Source organism: Streptomyces sp. NPDC002104 (genome assembly GCF_053593795.1).
Genome location: NZ_JBSFDF010000009.1, coordinates 1 through 15,019, shown reverse-complemented (window position 1 = coordinate 15,019; position 15,019 = coordinate 1). Strand labels below are relative to the sequence as shown.

Below are 15,019 nucleotides of genomic sequence, written 5' to 3'. Positions count from 1 at the left end.
GAGAGGGTTTCATCCAGCGGGCACGCTCCCGCTCGCGCGCGAAGCAGGATGAAGCGGATGAACGTGATCTGGCCATCCGCAGAGCGCGCCGGGAGACCGGGGACCATCTGTCCAGGGTCGGCCGCAGTTTCGGGGACATGCTGTTCGGCCGTCGGCGCACCAGCGACGGGGACCGCGACTGACCGACGCACGAGCGGGGCCGCAGCCGCCACGGGCATCCGGGTGCGCCGGGTCCTTCATTCCGTGTACGGCAGCCAGGCGTTGTCGTTCGCGTTGTACCAGTAGCCGCGGCCGGAGTTCAGGGCGACCGTGCGGAACGGGCGGCCGTGGTCGTCGATGCGGGTGATGCCCTTGCGGTCGCCGCTGCTCCAGGCCAGTTCCAGGTACCAGCTGACGTCCTGACCGAGCGTGGCGGCGTCGACGTTCAGTACCTGGGGGTCGGTGGCGGACACCTTGTACGGGAAGTCGCTCGAGGCCGTCGACCGCTCACCCTCCTTGCCGGGTACGGGCCTGGCCCTCGGGGAGGCGTCGTCCAGGTTCACGGCGAAGGACGCCGGCACCAGCGCGCCGCCGCAACCGGATCCCATGGTGTACGCGTTCCAGCCCGGAGCCTTGCGGCCGCTCACGACATGGACGTACAGCGCGTGCAGGACCGCGGCCTTGCCCTCGGTGCCCTGGACGGTCAGCTGCATGCGCAGGTGCCCCGCCGGGACGGCGTTCAGGACCCGGGCCCACCCTTCGGTCGCCTGCCCGGCGGGGGGCGGGGGGACCGTGCCGGGTGCCTTGTCCAGGGCGAACCACTGGTCGCAGGGGCTGTCCCAGTTGTCGGGCAGGACGTTGACCGTGAACGGGGCGGCGGGGGAGGGCCCCTCCTTGGCGGGGGCCGGCGAGGTGGAGGCGGACGTTGCCGAGGCGGAAGCGGACGCGGCCGCTGCCGAGGAGGACGACGGTCCGGGGCTGGACGGAGGCGCGGAACCGCCCGTGGCCGTGGGTGAGGACGACCCGCCACCGGACGGCAGATCCGGCCCCGCCGCCGCCCGCTCGCGCGAGGACGACTGGACGGCGCCGTGGCGCGTGTCCCCCTGACCCCCCTCTCCCATGGCGGAGACGGCGGCAGCGGTCCCCGCCACCGCGGCGGTCGCCACGGCGGCCGCAACGGCGAGCAGCAGCCGAGAACGCCGTGCCGCCGGTACGGAGGCCAGGGCGCGGCCCGGCTCGGCAAGGCCGGCGGGGTCGTGGGCACGTACCGCCGGCGCGGGAGCGCGATCAGGCGCCGGGGCGGACTCGGCTGCGGCTGCGTCCCCGGCCCCGGCTGCGGACTCCAGGACCGGCACCGGCTCGATCCCCGCCTGCGGCCGAACCTCCGGAGCCGCGTCGGCCTCGCCGGTCTCGCCGGTCTCCCCGGCCTCGCCGGTCTCGCCGGTCTCGCCGGTCTCCCCGGCCTCGCCAGCCGCGTCGGCCTCCCCGGCCTCCCGAGCCACCACCGCCCCCGATGCGGGCGCCACCTCCGGCGCGGCGTCACCGCCCGGCGGCGCCACGGAGCCCGCCCCCTTGCCCCCCGACTCCGAGGCCTGCCCCTCCGTCACCCCACGCCGTCGCTCCACCAGCGCCAGCAGCCACTGCTGGTGCAGCGCGAGCAGTTCCTCGGCCGACGCGCCGCAGACGCGGGCGAAGCGCTCCACCGGGGCGTAGTCCGTGGGCACCGCCGCGCCGCTGCAATAGCGGTGCAGCGTCGAGTTGCTGGAGTGCAGCCGCTTCGCGAGCGTGCCGTAGCTGCGTCCCGAGCGCTCTTTGAATCCGCGCATCAGCTCCGCGAACCGCTCCGTCTCCGTGGCCATTCCACCCTCCCCCTCATCCCGGAAGCGCGTTCCAGGCTCACCCGATCGCCCAGGTGAGAGGGGTCGGGGGCGTTCCAGGGTTTCTACTATCCCGGTCCAGCCACCACTGGAACGAATCCGCCCCCAGAGTTGCGCCATCAGCCGGTCGATCCGCTGATCCACCGGTCCGCCCGTCAGACGGCCGACCGGACCGGCATCCCCACCCCACGTCTCGTCAGGCGATCACCACAAGCCCCCGCCTGACGACCGCACCCACAAGGAGAGTTCCCCATGCGTACCCACCGACTCCGCACCACCGCCCTGGCCACCGCCACCGCCGCCCTCGCTCTGGCCCTGACCGCCTGCGGCGGCTCGGACAGCGCCGGCGGGCCGGCCACGAACTCCGGCGCGGCCAAGAGCGCGGACAAGCCGGTCTCGACCGGAACGGTGACGCCGTCCGGTGACGGGGAGGGCGCCTCCGCCACGCCCACCGGCGGCAAGCCCACCGGAACCGGAACCGGAACCGGAACCGGGAACGGGACCGGATCCGGCACGGCCACCACCACCGCCACCGCGGCGAAGGCCGGTTCGGCGGCCAAGAGCACGGGGGGCACCACAGGTGACTCCTACGCCTACACCCACCCCTGCTCGGCGCGGAACCTGACCATCAAGGTCACCTCCCCGACGGGCACTCCGGCCACGGTCCGCATCATCGCCGTGACCAACAACGGTTCCACCTCCTGCGGTCTGGACTACTTCCCCACCGTCGGCTTCAGCGCCAAGGGCGAGGCGCTCGGCCTCCAGGCCACGGCCCCCGGTGGGCTGGGAGGCGCCCCGGCGTACCCGGTGCACCCCGGAGCCACCGCGTACGCGGCCGTGAACCTCAACCCGTCGGGCGCCGGCGGCCCCGTGGCCGACGAGATCAACATCCTGGCCGACAAGGAGCACATGCCGAACGCCGACGGCGTCAGCCTCCGGCTGGCCAAGCCGGGCAGTGTCGCTCACCCGAAGGTCGGCCTGTACCGCACCACCACCCGCGACGCCCTGAGCGCCTTCTGAACGGTGTCCCGCCGGGTCATTCCTCCCTGGCGCGGCCGAGAGCCGACGAGTGGCCCGGGGCGGCGAAGGCGGCGGCGTTGTCGGTGGCCCACTCGGTGAACGTGAGGCCGGGGCGGCCCAGGAGGCGCTCCACGGTGTCCGTGGACGGGCCCGGCGTGTTCGCGTAATCGGCGAGGGAGCCGAGGAGCCGGTCGGGGACGTCCTCGGGCAGGCCCTGGGCGAGCAGGGCCTCGCGGACCTGCTCGGGGGTGAGCTCCAGGAAGGGCACGTCCCGGCCTATGGCGTCGCCGATGATGCGGGCTTTGGCCCGCTGGTCGAGCGATTGCGGGCCGGTGAGCAGGTAGGCGTGCCCCGTGTGTCCGGCGTCCACCAGGGCCCGTACGGCCACCTCGGCGATGTCCCGGTGGTGGATCGGCGAGGTCGCCGCGTCGCCGTAGGCGCCGCGCACGACGCCGGTGGCGCGGATCTGGGGAGCCCAGGCAAGGGCGTTGGCGGCGAAGTCGGCGCACCGCAGGAACGTCCACTCCAGGCCGGAGTCCCTGGCGGTGTCCTCCACCCACCTGAAGTGGTCGGCGAACCGCCGGTACCCAGCGGGGTGTTCCACGGTGGAGGACGACAGCACCACGACCCGCCGCGCACCCCGGCGCGCGGCCAGGGACAGCAGCTCGGCGGCGCCGCCGCCGACGGCGCGCGGGCTGAGCAGAACCGCCTCGATTCCGTCCGGCAGGCCCGCGAGGCTGTCCGACTTGGACGGATCCCCGATCACCATCAGTGCACCTACCGGCAGGGTGGCGGCTGGATCGCGGGTGACCGCCGCCACCTTCTCGCCGGCCTCCGACAACAGACCCACCACTTCGCGTCCGACGCTTCCGGTCGCCCCGATCACCAGGAACATGGCTGTGCCCCTTCGCCGGGCACCCGCTTCGTTCGGGTGCCGTAATATACGAGAACCGTAGCATCATAATTCGAGAGGCGTATATTATGGAATCCGTATCATCTGGGGGTGCGGACCGCCGACGAAGGGCCACCGTCGAGGTCAAGCAGGGGCTGCGCGAGCTGAGCGCACAGCTGACCCTGCTCAACCGGCAGGTCGGAGCCCGTCTCGCACTCAAAGAGGTAGACCTGGACTGCCTCGACCTCATCAACTCCCATGGCCCGCTGAGCCCGACGGCCCTGGCGCGACGGGCCGGGCTGCACGCCGCCACGACGACCGGAGTTCTCGACCGGCTCGAACGCGCCGGCTGGGTCTCCCGCGACCGCGACCCGGCGGACCGCCGTTCCGTCCTGGTACGAGCCCTGCGCGACCGCAACGCCGAACTGCTGGGGCTCTTCGCCGGGATGAACTCCTCGGTGGATCGCATCTGCGCCGACTACGAGGACGCCGACCTCGAACGGCTCGCCGACTTCCTCCACCGCACGGCCGCCGCCGGCCGAACCGCGGCCGAAGACCTGTCCGGCGCATAGCGAACGCAGCCACCCCACCACGGACCGGCGAGAGCCAGCCCTGCGAGGGCTGGCCGTACAGGTTCCCCGCTGTGTTGATGCAGGACTTCCCTGGGGTCCTGATACAGGGAGACACCCTCAGCAGTCTCCAGGCGGACGTCGCCGAGATCATCGAGTTGTGCACCCGCGGCGATCTGGAGGAGGCTCGTTCTGAAGCAGCACTCTCCTCCACGCAGAGCTCGGCGAGAAGCTCCAGCGCTACACGGATGCGCTCGAAGTCCACGGGATCCCCCGCCCCTTCTGAGCCTCGGCTTTCCCCGGATCACTCGGTGGCAGCACGCATCCGCACCGAGTTCGCCGACGCCCTGGACACACCCGCCGGCTTGCCCTCGCCGAAATGCTCCAGACCGTCGGCCGTGGTTGGTAAACGGACCCGGCTCCACTGGTGCGCCGGCGCGCGGAGAAAGTGACGGGCATCCTTCCTCGCTGAGCGTCAACAACCAAGGAGACAGACCGACATGATCGAAAGAGTCCGAGCCGTCCTCGTCACCGCGGACGACACGATGCTGGTCATCCGCCGCACCAAGCCAGGAACCCCCGTGTACTGGGTGCTGCCCGGCGGCGGGGTCGAGGAGGGCGACGCGTCCCGGGAGGCCGCCCTCCACCGGGAGATCCACGAGGAGATCGCGGGGAAGGCCGACATCCTCCGCCTCCTGCACACGATGGAGTCAGACACCGAGCGTCAGCTCTTCTACCTGGCCCGCATCGCGACATGGTCCTTCGAGGACCGCACCGGCCCCGAGTTCAGCGCCGAGGGACGCGGCGAATACGCGCTGGAAGAGATCCCGCTGACAGCGGAGGGGCTGGACAGCATCGCCCTCAAGCCCGAGGAGATCGCCCACATCCTCCGGGGCGCCATCGGCGCCGGCACGCTTGCGGCCGGGGTCGAGGCATAGCTCAGCAGATGTACGCGGTGAAGGAGGCCTGAAAGGTCTAGACAACAAAGAAGGCCCAGGTCGCTGACCTAGGCCTTCTTGCAAGAGCGGATGACGGGAATCGAATCCGCGCTATAAGCTTGGGAATTTATGCCGCACGGGGTGCCCATGCTTCCCTGACCTGCAGTTTCCTGTCCTGACGGCCTTCGTTGGTGATGTCTGCGCGCACCGGTTCTGACTGCTGCACACTGTCCGTCAGGGCACGGGTGGGGCACGCCCCCTCTTGCTGTCGTCCTACAGGGGGCTGAGCTGCTGGGTCGTTGAGAGTTGCCGGCGCTGCTTTGGTTCAGTCGACAGGCCTGAGCGACCGCTCGGACCTCAGAGCCGCCCAGGCAGCCACGGCGGCCAGGACTGCCGCCGCGGCGAGGGCAAGCCCACCGGCCACGGGTGATGGGTCCGGCGGGGCCTGGTTCCAGAAATACAGCTGGTACTGGGCCTCGGAAGGAAGCTTCAGAAGATCGGCGATCCATCGGTGCGGAAGGAACGGCGCTGCGGGCAGCAGTACCAGTGGCGCCGTGACCAGCATTGGGCCGACTCCCAGGGCCAGGGTTCCGATCACGCTGCGGAGCAGGGCTGCCGCGAGCCCGGACAGCGCGACGAACAGGAACTGGACGAGGACGGCCGCGGCGACCGCGGCCAGCGCCTCACCCCAGCTCGCGGTTTCGACGGGCGGCGTGGGCACCACCATCGCCGCCGTGGCATCGGCGAATCCGGGGGGCCGCACCCGTGGCCGTACCGGACTCAGATGTGACAACGCTGAGGTCGTCAGCCACAGGAGCACGCCGGTGGCGATCAGGCTGGCCAGCGACAGAGCCAGGACGGAGCCCGCCTTTCGGGCCCAGAGAACCCGGACACGGCTCTCGAAGAGGCGCAGGGCACTCCAAGTGCCGCCCTCCAGGGTCTGACCGAGCCCGGTCGCGATGACCAAGGCCGTCAGCAGCAGCCCCACCAGTGTCGAGAACTGCCAGGCCGCGGCGCGCAGCGCGGAAGGCAGGGAGGTCAGTGCCGCTACCGAGGGATCGATCACCCCGTACGAGGAGCCCACCAGCCACAGGCGCCAAACGGGCACGAGTACCAGCAGCATTGCGACCGCCACCGCTCCCCACACGGGAACGGTCCACAGGGCGCGGAGCTCGCCCGCCCACGCGGTTGCCGGACCACGCGTCCGGCGCCGACTGCCCGCCATCAAGCGCGGTCCCGCGTGCGATCGAGACGGTGCAGGCCCGCCCAGAGCAGGGCGATGAGAGCCAGCGTCGGCAGCAGGCGGACCAGAACCGGCACGGAGGACGGCGCGGTGGAGATCCAGAAGTGGTCCCAGATGCCGTCCACCGCGCCGAAACCGACGAGGTCGGCCAGCGCGCCTCCGGGAAGCCATGCGCCCCACTCCGCCACGGCGGAGGTACGGACGACCAGGACGAGTAGCAGCATCCCGGCCAGCACGGTCCGCAGGGGCTGACGCAGCAGCGCGGCCACGGCCACCGCGACAGCCGCGGCTCCGGCCAGAACGGCTGCGCCCGCCAGGCCGCCGCGCCCGGTTTCCGCCAGCGCCGATCCCAGGGAACCGAACGAGGGCAAGGGGTAGGCGTCGCGGCCGTAGAACCCGCCGAAGGCGCCCGTCACCACGGCGGACACGGCCAGGAGCGCCATGCTCCAGATCCACAGGGCCGCCGCCTTCGCGGCCAACAGCCGCTTGAGCCGCGACTCGTAGAGCAGCAGCGGGACGATGCTGCCCCGGCTCCACTCACCCGCAACGGAGAACGCCGCGAGCAGCACGAGGAGCGCGAGCCCCGGCACGGACGTCAGCAGCCGTACGTTCCACAGCACGGATCCGACCGGATGCTGGGCGGCTGCCGCCCGTACTCCTTCGGCGGCGAAGCGGTCTTGGATCCGCTCAAGTCCCGCTGTCTGACTGGGTAGTTCGGCGAGGCACTGAGCACGCTGTGCGGGGGAGTTCTTCGGCGAATCGCAGGTCCGGGACACGAAGTCGAGGTTGGCCTGCACCTGCGTGATGTTGTACGAGGCCATGCTCTGGCTCACCCACGCGCAGTAGAGGGAGCCGAAGACGAAGAGCGCGGCGAGGGTGAGGGCGAGCGGGTGCCGCAGCAGCCGCCGGGTCTCGGCCCGGACAAGCTTCTTCACGCGCGACCGCCGTTCCCGACCAGTCCGAAGAACCAGTCCTCGAAGGCGGCCGGACCGCTGTCCGGGTCGTAGCCGAGCTCGTCGAGCGTACCGGCGGCGGCGACCCGCCCCCGGGCGATCATGATCACGCGCTGGCACACGCGCTGGACCTCGTCGAGCTGATGGCTGGAGACGAGAACCGCGGCACCGCGCTCGGCCTCTTCGGCCACGATCCGCCGCACCATGCGCAGGCCTTCGGGGTCCAGCCCGTTGGTCGGCTCGTCGAGAATCAGCAGGTCGGGCCGTTTGAGCAGGGCGGCGGCGATGGCCAGGCGCTGACGCATGCCCTGGGAGTACGTCCCGAGCCGCCGGTCGGCGGCACCGGTCAACCCGACCCGGTTGAGGGTACGGGCGATCTGCCCGCGGTCGTCCAGTCCGGCGGTGTCGAGGAGCGTACGCAGCATCGCCCGCCCGGTGGACCAGCGGTGAAAGGCCGGCGCGTCAAGAGCCGCGCCCAGCCGGTCCAGTTGCCGCGGCTTCATGGGCAGCGCCTCTCCGAAGAGCTGCACCTCGCCGGAGTCGGGGGTGGACAGCCCGGTGATCACGCGCATGAGCGTGGTCTTCCCCGCCCCGTTGAGGCCCAGGAGGCCGACGATCTCGCCGGCCTCCAGAGTCAGACTGACCCCTTCCAGCACGGAGTGCTGCCCGAATCGCTTGGTCACTGCGTGACAGAAAAGGGTACTCATTTGCTGAGGCTACCTGTAGTCGTAGACGACTCGGCCCGACGAGTGGACGAACGCCGGTGCGTTGGCGATCGACATGTAGTACTTGCCGCCCGGGGCGTCAAACGACTTCCAGTACACGCCGTTGTCGCAGGACCAGTCACGCCACGCCACCCACTTGTCGGGCGCCCAGGAGACGTCGATCTTGAAGTCGTAGCCGACCCGACCCTGTGCGCCGTTGCTCGTGGCGCATGCGTCCTGTGATGCCGCCTGGGTATTGCCGGGGGCGGTCCAGCGGCCGGTCTCCGCGCCGACGCCCTCGTCGGTGAAGACGAAGTCCTTGCGCTGTGTGTACGCCCCAGCAGAGGCGCTCGGTGCCACTGCTGCAACGAGGCCAACTGCCAACATGCCAGTCAAAACAGTGGATTTCAGGCGCTTGTTCATTGTTTTCCCCTCCCATTACCCCACCTTTTTCGGCGGGGCCCGTGCGCCGCGAACCTACCTAAAGGATCAACGGATACGTGATCTTCATTTGATCTACGTTGGTTGTCAAGCGAGTAGTCGCATGTGAACCACTGCCAGGGTTGGGGGGGGTTGGAAGCCATGCCCCAAACATGTGTGATCACTAGGTTCTTGCTGGTCAGGTACGATTGTTGTCGAAGCGAGGAGGGGGTATCAGCCGCTCGGTCCGTCGCCGAGGGATGGTGCGAGAAGCCTCTGATGTACCGTCAGGCGACCTCCGCGTGAGCGATGTTGTCGGCTCCGCCGCGGGCGCCCGAAATGGAGAGGCCGACCAGGATGGCCCGTACGTGAGGGCGCGGGTGGGGCGCGTCCCGAGCGGTAGCACCTCAAGATCCCCGACTTCGGTTCGGGGCCTTCCGGGTGCAGATCGCCGCACCGCATATAGGCCTGGCAGGCCCGAACCAGCGCCTACGCGACGTCGATCAGCTTGCTGGTCCTGAACATCGCGATGGCCGCCGTTCCCGACGGGGCCCCGGACCCCGTCCGCTTCGTACCGGGACCGGGAAGCGCGGCCCGCATTCTGCTCCCGGACCGGGACGAGCGGTACGCGCTCAACAGGCTCACCGAACCCGACACCGAACCGGGTTCATTCCTGCGGCTCCTGCTCCCGGGTGCCGTCGTGCACGAGGACACCGAGTGGACCGTTCGGCATGGCGGGATCGTGTCCTCACGCTCCTGAAGCTGGACAAGGCCAAGCTCAACCGGATCGTGGACAAGTACACCGGCATTGTCGACGGCCTCACCACGCGCATGGACGCCCTCCAAGCGCCCCTGGAGGATGCACACATGAGCGCCCCGAAGTTCGAGTCCGCCCGCGCCCGCGCCCACGGCTTTGGCGCCCGGTCGCTCAACGACTTCAAGCGCAAGCAGCAGTGGACCGTCAAGGGCTCGAACGGCAACATGGCCTTCGACCTCGCGGCCAACGAGACCTCGGCGGCGGCTACACCCTGGACAAGCACGTGGGCAAGACCGACGAGCAGCTCGCCCAGGGCCTGCGCGACCAGTCTGACCCGTCCAATACCTGGCCCGAGGACGCCAGCCCGGCATCGGCGGTTCGTCGAGCTTCAAGATGATGGCGGACGCGCAGCGACTCACCACGAACCCGCCGGAGGGCACGAACATGGCCTTCGAGAGTCCGACGGCCAACGGCGAGGTCAGCGGCAGCCGTCTCCAAGCAGCCCACGCCCAACCAGGACCGCCGTACGTCATCTACACGTCGGTGCCCTCGCCCCGACCGGAGGACCTTCAGGGACCCTGATGAAAGCCCTCGACAGCACGACTTGGGAAGCTGCACTGGTACGGCTCGTGGACGACGTCTACACCTTCGCCAGGAGCGGCCTCCGGCTGGACGAGGACGGGGCCGAGGACGTCCTCGCCGTCATGGAGCGGTCGGTCGCCGACCCGCGGGGCTGTTCCGCCCTGGAATGGCAGTGTGGACAGGGAGGGGCGGGAGACCGTCCGTCCCTCCTACCCGTTCCGTGCGATGACCGCGGAGGACTTCCGCGCCGGGGTCCGCCCGATCACGGGGGTGCCGCCGTCGAGCTGCTCGCCTCGCTGACGCAGGAGTGGTTCTTCGAGGGCTCGCCGGTCCGGTCGCGGGAGGACCGCGACACGGTGCCGGCGGACGCCCGGACCGTGCTGGGCCGGTTCGGCCCCGACGCGGTGTCCGCCGACGAGGTCGGTGTCTTCTGGTCGTTCAACGCGAATTGAGACGATGATCCGATGCTGACCAGGTCATCCACCGCTGGCTCGCCCAGGGCGCACGGGCCCGCCTCACCATCGAGGCGGCCTGGTCTTCCCGTGAGGAGCCCGTCGGCCGGGTGCAGCTGGAGGCGATGATGCTCGCCGGACAGGAACCCGTCGACGTCCGCGCCGCCCGCGTCGTACTGCGCCGTGAGCCCGCGAGCCCGTACGGATTCGTCGTCGAGGCCACCGGCCCTTTCTACCTGTAGAGGCAACCGACCGTGTCCATGAAGCCCCTCGAACACGACCGGCGCTACGGCGAGCTCGATCCTGGCAGATCAGTGATCAATCTGACGCCTCGTGAGGGGACTTATGGCGCGCGACTGGCACGCTGGCTCTGAGAGGTCTAGACAACGAAGAAGGCCCAGGTCGCTGACCTGGGCCTTCTTGCAAGAGCGGATGACGGGAATCGAACCCGCGCTATAAGCTTGGGAAGCTCATGTTCTACCATTAAACTACATCCGCGTAGGCGTCCAGTTGTCTGGAGCGCTATCGTTTCTCACCCTACCTCATGATCGACCCCTGGTGAATTCGCCCCGGGAGTGGTGTCGCGTGCGGGATGCACGGAGGGGCGTGGGGGCGGGAGTTGGGGCGTACCGTGTGTGTGCGGAGCGGCGGCTGGAGTGGGTCTTGTTCATCCCCTAATGTGGCGATTCATCGCAGTACGGCTGGTTGGGGAAAGGGACTCGATGGAGCACACCGTCGTCCGTTGTGCCGAAGGGCACGTGTTCAGCACCGCTTCGTTCCCGCTGCAGCACCTCGGTGCCGGCCGGATCGGGCCGGGGCGGCTGCTGCGGTGTCCGCGCTGTGCGCGGCTGCGGCATGCCGTGCCCGTGGGGGCGGCGCCGAAGCGGTAGGCGCGGCACGGAGAGGCTGAGACACGGAGACACCGGCGCGCGGGAATCCACCTCGATTGGGGCGGCCCGCGCGCTCTGCGTATCCTCGGGACGTGCTTCTCTCCGATAAAGACATCCGGGCCGAGATCGACAGCGGACGGGTTCGCATCGACCCGTTCGACGAGTCGATGGTGCAGCCCTCCAGCATCGATGTACGTCTCGACCGGTTCTTCCGGGTCTTCGAGAATCACCGGTACGCGCACATCGACCCCGCCACCGAGCAGAGCGATCTGACCCGGATGGTCGAGCCCGAGGGCGATGAGGCGTTCATCCTCCACCCGGGTGAGTTCGTCCTCGCGTCGACCTACGAGGTCATCTCGCTGCCCGACGACATCGCCTCCAGACTGGAGGGGAAGTCCAGCCTCGGCCGGCTGGGGCTGGTGACCCATTCGACCGCCGGGTTCATCGACCCGGGGTTCTCCGGGCACGTGACGCTGGAGCTGTCGAACCTCGCCACGCTGCCGATCAAGCTCTGGCCGGGTATGAAGATCGGGCAGCTGTGTCTGTTCCGGCTCAGCTCGCCCGCGGAGTTCCCGTACGGGAGCGAGCGGTACGGATCGCGATACCAGGGCCAGCGCGGCCCGACGGCCTCGCGGTCCTTCCAGAACTTCCACCGGACCCAGGTGAGGCACGAGGTATGAGTGACGGAGTGCGGGAGACCCTTGATTACGAGGGGTTCGGGCGGGCCGTGCGCGAGCTGGCGCAGACCATCGCCGACGACGGCTACGAGCCCGACATCATCCTGAGCATCGCCCGGGGTGGAGTGTTCGTCGCCGGCGGTCTGGCGTACGCGCTCGACTGCAAGAACATCCACCTCGTGAATGTCGAGTTCTACACAGGAGTGGGCACCACTCTTGAAATGCCCGTTATGTTGGCTCCTGTGCCCGAAGCGATCGATTTCACCGCCAAGAAGGTGCTGATCGCCGACGACGTCGCCGACACGGGCAAGACGCTCAAGCTGGTGCACGACTTCTGCCTCGGGCACGTCGCCGAGGTCCGGTCCGCCGTGATCTACGAGAAGTCCCACTCGCTGGTGAAGTGCGAGTACGTGTGGAAGAAGACCGACGAGTGGATCGAGTTCCCCTGGTCGACGCAGCCGCCCGTCGTGAGGCGTGAGGGGCAGGTTCTCGACGCCTGAGATGGCGTGAGATGGCGTGAGATGGACTGAGGTGAAGTGGACGGGTGGGGCCCGCCGTGCGGTGTTCGCGCGGCGGGCCCCTCTGTGTGTCCGTGTGTGCGTGCGTGTGTGCGTGCGCTAGATGGTGCCCAGCTTGATGATCGACAGCAGGGCGATCAGCTGGATCGCCGACGCGCCCAGGGCCTTCGGCCACGGCAGGTCGTGCGATTTGCTGATCAGGGAGGCGAAGAGCGCGCCGGCCGCCACCCAGGTGACCCAGCCCAGGATCTGGACCAGCATGTTGTCGCCGCTCAGGAACATGGCGAACACCAGGCGCGGTACGTCCGTCAGGCTCATGACCAGCATCGACAGGCCCACCGTCGGCTGCCACGCCCCGTCGCCGCCCATCTGGCGGGCCAGCGTGTGGGTGACGGCTCCGAGGATCAGGCCGCAGATCACGAAGGCCACGCCCGCCGAGAGGACGATCGGGACGGCCTGCGAGAAGGGGCTGTCGATGACGTCCTTGCGGGCGTCGTCGAGGCCGAAGACCGCGAGCGTTCCGTAGAGGAAGGTCACGATCAGCGCCGGCCCCCAGACGGCGTAGTCGCGCATCTGCAGGAAGGTCTGGCCCGGGCGGGTCACGATGCCGCGGAGCAGTTCCTTCCACGGCAGCCGCGGACCGGTCGGGCCGGCGGCCTGGGCCGCGCCCGCCTGGTAGGTCGCGCTCTGGTTGTACGAGAACGGGTCCTCGCCGATCGCGAAGGCCTGGGTGTACCCGGGTGAGTCGCCCGGGCCGCCGGCGCCCTGGGCGGGGGGCCGGCCGTAGTCGGAGCCGGAGCCGTAGTCGGAGCCGTAGTCGTATCCCTGACCCTGGCCGGCGTGCCCGCCGTGCGGGTCGAAGTATTCGGGCTCGCCGTGGCCCCCGGCGGCGCCCTGCTGGGGCCACTGCTGGGGTGCGTAGGGCTGCTGGCCGTACGGCGGCGGCGCCTGGGGCGCCTGCTGCTGACCGTACGGCTGCTGCCGCGGGGGTTGTTGCGGGGTGCGGTTGTTGTCCCGGCCGCGTCCGATCCTGAATCCAGCCACGTGATCGAAAGTACCCGCTCCGGAGCGGGTGGATGGCCGGGGTGGCGGAAGAAGTCCCCTTTGCGGCTGAGCTGTGACATCCCCTAGGGGGTGGCCGGAGGGCCTTCTCGGGGTGGGTTACGTGGCTGCGCGGCAGTCTGCCGATGCCTGTTACATCTCCTACGGAATACGGACATACCGGCTCCGTAGTTTCGTTGTCGTAGCCACCGCCACGAAGCACGAACGAGCACGAGAAGAGCCCCGTCATGCGTAGCCCGCACCGTCGTACCACCCTCCGTACCGCCGCCGTCGTGGCCGGTGCGGCCGCCGTCCTCGCCCTTCCGGTGGGGTCCGCCTTCGCGGATTCCCCCGCGGTGCCCGACCAGCAGGTCCTGCCCGGCGTCGAGCAGCCGTCCGTGGACCCGCAGCAGCCGCAGGTGGACCCGAGCGTCCCCCCGACCACCCCGCCCACCACGCCCCCGACCACCCCGCCCACGACGCCGCCGACGACCCCGCCGGTGAAGCCGTCCCCCCGGGCCTACGTCACGACCGTGAAGCTGGCCGACGGCTCGGTCGCCCGGGTCTACAAGGTCGGTGAGGGCCACTTCGAGGCCGAGATCTTCGCCGGCGGCATCAAGCTGGACACCCTGGTCAGCAAGGACGGCAAGCCGGCCGCCGGCCAGAACAACGGGTTGCACGTGGTCCTCCAGCCGAACGGCACCGTCACCTCGTGGGTCGAGGGTGCGACCAAGCCGGCCGAGAAGCCGAAGCCCAAGCCGAAGCCGACGCCGGAGGAGAAGAAGGAGAATTCCGTCCAGGTCGCCATGCCCGACGGGCGCAACGCGCGGCTGATCGACGGCCCGAACGGCAAGCGCGTCGAGCTCTCGATGCCGAACGGGAACCTCCTCGGAACGATCGACCTGAAGCACCCGACCGCGATGAACGACGGCTGGACGTACAAGCTCGTCCAGGACGGGAAGCGCGTGAAGTTCGTCGTCATCGACGGCAGGAACGGCGGGAACAGCTGGGTCTACGACTTCAGCAGCGGCAAGCTGATCGAGACGTACAAGGTCGACAACAGCGGTAAGGGCGGTACGAGCGGTAAGGGCGGTAAGGGCGGTACGAAGGACGCCAAGCCCGTCGCCAAGCCGGTCGAGAAGAAGGCCGTGGAGCGGATCGTGCCGAAGGGGGCCGTGAAGGCCGGTGCGGAGGGTGTCGCGCCGGTGTCCGCCGACGCCGACGGCACGCTGCTGATCGCCGCCGGCGGGGGCATGGCCGCGGTGGGCGCGGCGGGCCTCGGCTTCGCGATGGTGCGACGCAGCCGGTCGTCCCACCAGTCCTGACCCCGTGGCGAGCGGCCGGCCGGCCGGCCAGCCGGTCGCCTGGCCGACGGACCGCGAACGCCGGAGCGGCCCGCCCCTACTGGAACTGGCCCTCCACCGCCGCGTACAACGTGGCGCCCAGGGACCAGACGTCCGCCGCCGGGCCCACACGCCCGCCCTCCCACTGCTCAGGCGCCGTGAAC

The 15,019-nt window shown here is 69.8% G+C and carries 16 protein-coding genes, 1 tRNA gene and 1 pseudogene; 10 read left to right on the top strand and 8 right to left on the bottom strand.

What is annotated here, in order from left to right:
* Nucleotides 1–236: 236 nt before the first annotated feature.
* Nucleotides 237–1,838, bottom strand: coding sequence for a helix-turn-helix domain-containing protein (locus ACWCP2_RS10590; protein ID WP_450908208.1), 1,602 nt, complete (start codon nucleotides 1,836–1,838; stop codon nucleotides 237–239).
* A gap of 270 nt (nucleotides 1,839–2,108) precedes the next feature.
* Between ACWCP2_RS10590 and ACWCP2_RS10585 the strand changes: the two genes are divergently transcribed.
* Nucleotides 2,109–2,876 carry a DUF4232 domain-containing protein gene (locus ACWCP2_RS10585; protein WP_450908207.1) on the top strand — a complete coding sequence of 256 codons (768 nt, stop codon included), beginning with the start codon at nucleotides 2,109–2,111 and terminating at the stop codon, nucleotides 2,874–2,876.
* 16 nt (nucleotides 2,877–2,892) lie between these two features.
* Here the strand turns inward: ACWCP2_RS10585 and ACWCP2_RS10580 are convergent, their stop codons facing one another.
* Complete coding sequence (locus ACWCP2_RS10580) at nucleotides 2,893–3,771, bottom strand: NAD(P)H-binding protein (RefSeq protein WP_450908206.1); 879 nt, start codon at nucleotides 3,769–3,771, stop codon at nucleotides 2,893–2,895.
* 86 nt (nucleotides 3,772–3,857) lie between these two features.
* On the opposite strand from ACWCP2_RS10580, the gene ACWCP2_RS10575 reads away from it, so the two are divergent.
* From ACWCP2_RS10575 to ACWCP2_RS10565, 3 genes are all read left to right on the top strand, one after another.
* Nucleotides 3,858–4,340, top strand: a complete 483-nt coding sequence (locus ACWCP2_RS10575) for a MarR family transcriptional regulator (protein ID WP_450908205.1) — start codon at nucleotides 3,858–3,860, stop codon at nucleotides 4,338–4,340.
* Between the two features lie 77 nt (nucleotides 4,341–4,417).
* The gene (locus ACWCP2_RS10570; RefSeq protein WP_450908369.1) at nucleotides 4,418–4,789 is read left to right on the top strand and encodes a DUF6959 family protein; all 372 of its coding nucleotides are present in this window, start codon (nucleotides 4,418–4,420) and stop codon (nucleotides 4,787–4,789) included.
* Nucleotides 4,790–4,837: 48 nt separating this feature from the next.
* Nucleotides 4,838–5,275, top strand: a complete 438-nt coding sequence (locus tag ACWCP2_RS10565) for an NUDIX hydrolase (protein WP_450908204.1) — start codon at nucleotides 4,838–4,840, stop codon at nucleotides 5,273–5,275.
* Nucleotides 5,276–5,600: 325 nt separating this feature from the next.
* On the opposite strand, the gene ACWCP2_RS10560 is transcribed toward ACWCP2_RS10565, so the two are convergent.
* The 4 genes from ACWCP2_RS10560 to ACWCP2_RS10545 form a co-directional block, all read right to left on the bottom strand.
* Complete coding sequence (locus ACWCP2_RS10560) at nucleotides 5,601–6,398, bottom strand: hypothetical protein (RefSeq protein WP_450908203.1); 798 nt, start codon at nucleotides 6,396–6,398, stop codon at nucleotides 5,601–5,603.
* Between the two features lie 101 nt (nucleotides 6,399–6,499).
* Nucleotides 6,500–7,453, bottom strand: a complete 954-nt coding sequence (locus tag ACWCP2_RS10555) for a hypothetical protein (protein WP_450908202.1) — start codon at nucleotides 7,451–7,453, stop codon at nucleotides 6,500–6,502.
* Entirely contained in the window at nucleotides 7,450–8,154 is a 705-nt protein-coding gene (locus ACWCP2_RS10550; RefSeq protein WP_450908201.1) for an ABC transporter ATP-binding protein, read from the bottom strand. The genes ACWCP2_RS10555 and ACWCP2_RS10550 overlap by 4 nt, the downstream gene beginning before the upstream one ends.
* 33 nt (nucleotides 8,155–8,187) lie before the next feature.
* The gene (locus tag ACWCP2_RS10545) at nucleotides 8,188–8,598 is read right to left on the bottom strand and encodes a hypothetical protein (RefSeq protein ID WP_450908200.1); all 411 of its coding nucleotides are present in this window, start codon (nucleotides 8,596–8,598) and stop codon (nucleotides 8,188–8,190) included.
* 505 nt (nucleotides 8,599–9,103) lie between these two features.
* Here ACWCP2_RS10545 and ACWCP2_RS10540 point away from each other — a divergent pair.
* The 3 genes and pseudogenes from ACWCP2_RS10540 to ACWCP2_RS10530 all read left to right on the top strand — a co-directional run.
* Complete coding sequence (locus tag ACWCP2_RS10540) at nucleotides 9,104–9,355, top strand: hypothetical protein (protein ID WP_450908199.1); 252 nt, start codon at nucleotides 9,104–9,106, stop codon at nucleotides 9,353–9,355.
* 578 nt (nucleotides 9,356–9,933) lie between these two features.
* On the top strand, nucleotides 9,934–10,386 hold the full coding sequence (locus ACWCP2_RS10535) for a hypothetical protein (protein WP_450908198.1): 453 nt from the start codon (nucleotides 9,934–9,936) through the stop codon (nucleotides 10,384–10,386).
* 17 nt (nucleotides 10,387–10,403) lie between these two features.
* Nucleotides 10,404–10,628 (top strand): annotated as a pseudogene (locus ACWCP2_RS10530) (RNase A-like domain-containing protein); the annotation flags it as partial.
* Between the two features lie 185 nt (nucleotides 10,629–10,813).
* Here the strand turns inward: ACWCP2_RS10530 and ACWCP2_RS10525 are convergent.
* Nucleotides 10,814–10,884, bottom strand: a tRNA-Gly gene (locus tag ACWCP2_RS10525).
* A gap of 484 nt (nucleotides 10,885–11,368) precedes the next feature.
* On the opposite strand from ACWCP2_RS10525, the gene dcd reads away from it, so the two are divergent.
* Nucleotides 11,369–11,956: a dCTP deaminase gene (gene dcd, locus ACWCP2_RS10520; protein WP_450908197.1), complete on the top strand. Its 588-nt coding sequence runs from the start codon at nucleotides 11,369–11,371 to the stop codon at nucleotides 11,954–11,956.
* Entirely contained in the window at nucleotides 11,953–12,453 is a 501-nt protein-coding gene (locus ACWCP2_RS10515) for a phosphoribosyltransferase (RefSeq protein WP_450908196.1), read from the top strand. The genes dcd and ACWCP2_RS10515 overlap by 4 nt, the downstream gene beginning before the upstream one ends.
* A gap of 117 nt (nucleotides 12,454–12,570) precedes the next feature.
* Here the strand turns inward: ACWCP2_RS10515 and ACWCP2_RS10510 are convergent, their stop codons facing one another.
* Nucleotides 12,571–13,515, bottom strand: coding sequence for a Yip1 family protein (locus ACWCP2_RS10510; RefSeq protein WP_450908195.1), 945 nt, complete (start codon nucleotides 13,513–13,515; stop codon nucleotides 12,571–12,573).
* 245 nt (nucleotides 13,516–13,760) lie between these two features.
* Here ACWCP2_RS10510 and ACWCP2_RS10505 point away from each other — a divergent pair, with 245 nt between their 5' ends.
* A complete protein-coding gene (locus tag ACWCP2_RS10505) occupies nucleotides 13,761–14,837 on the top strand; it encodes a hypothetical protein (protein WP_450908194.1) in 1,077 nt (358 codons plus the stop codon).
* Nucleotides 14,838–15,019 lie beyond the last annotated feature (182 nt).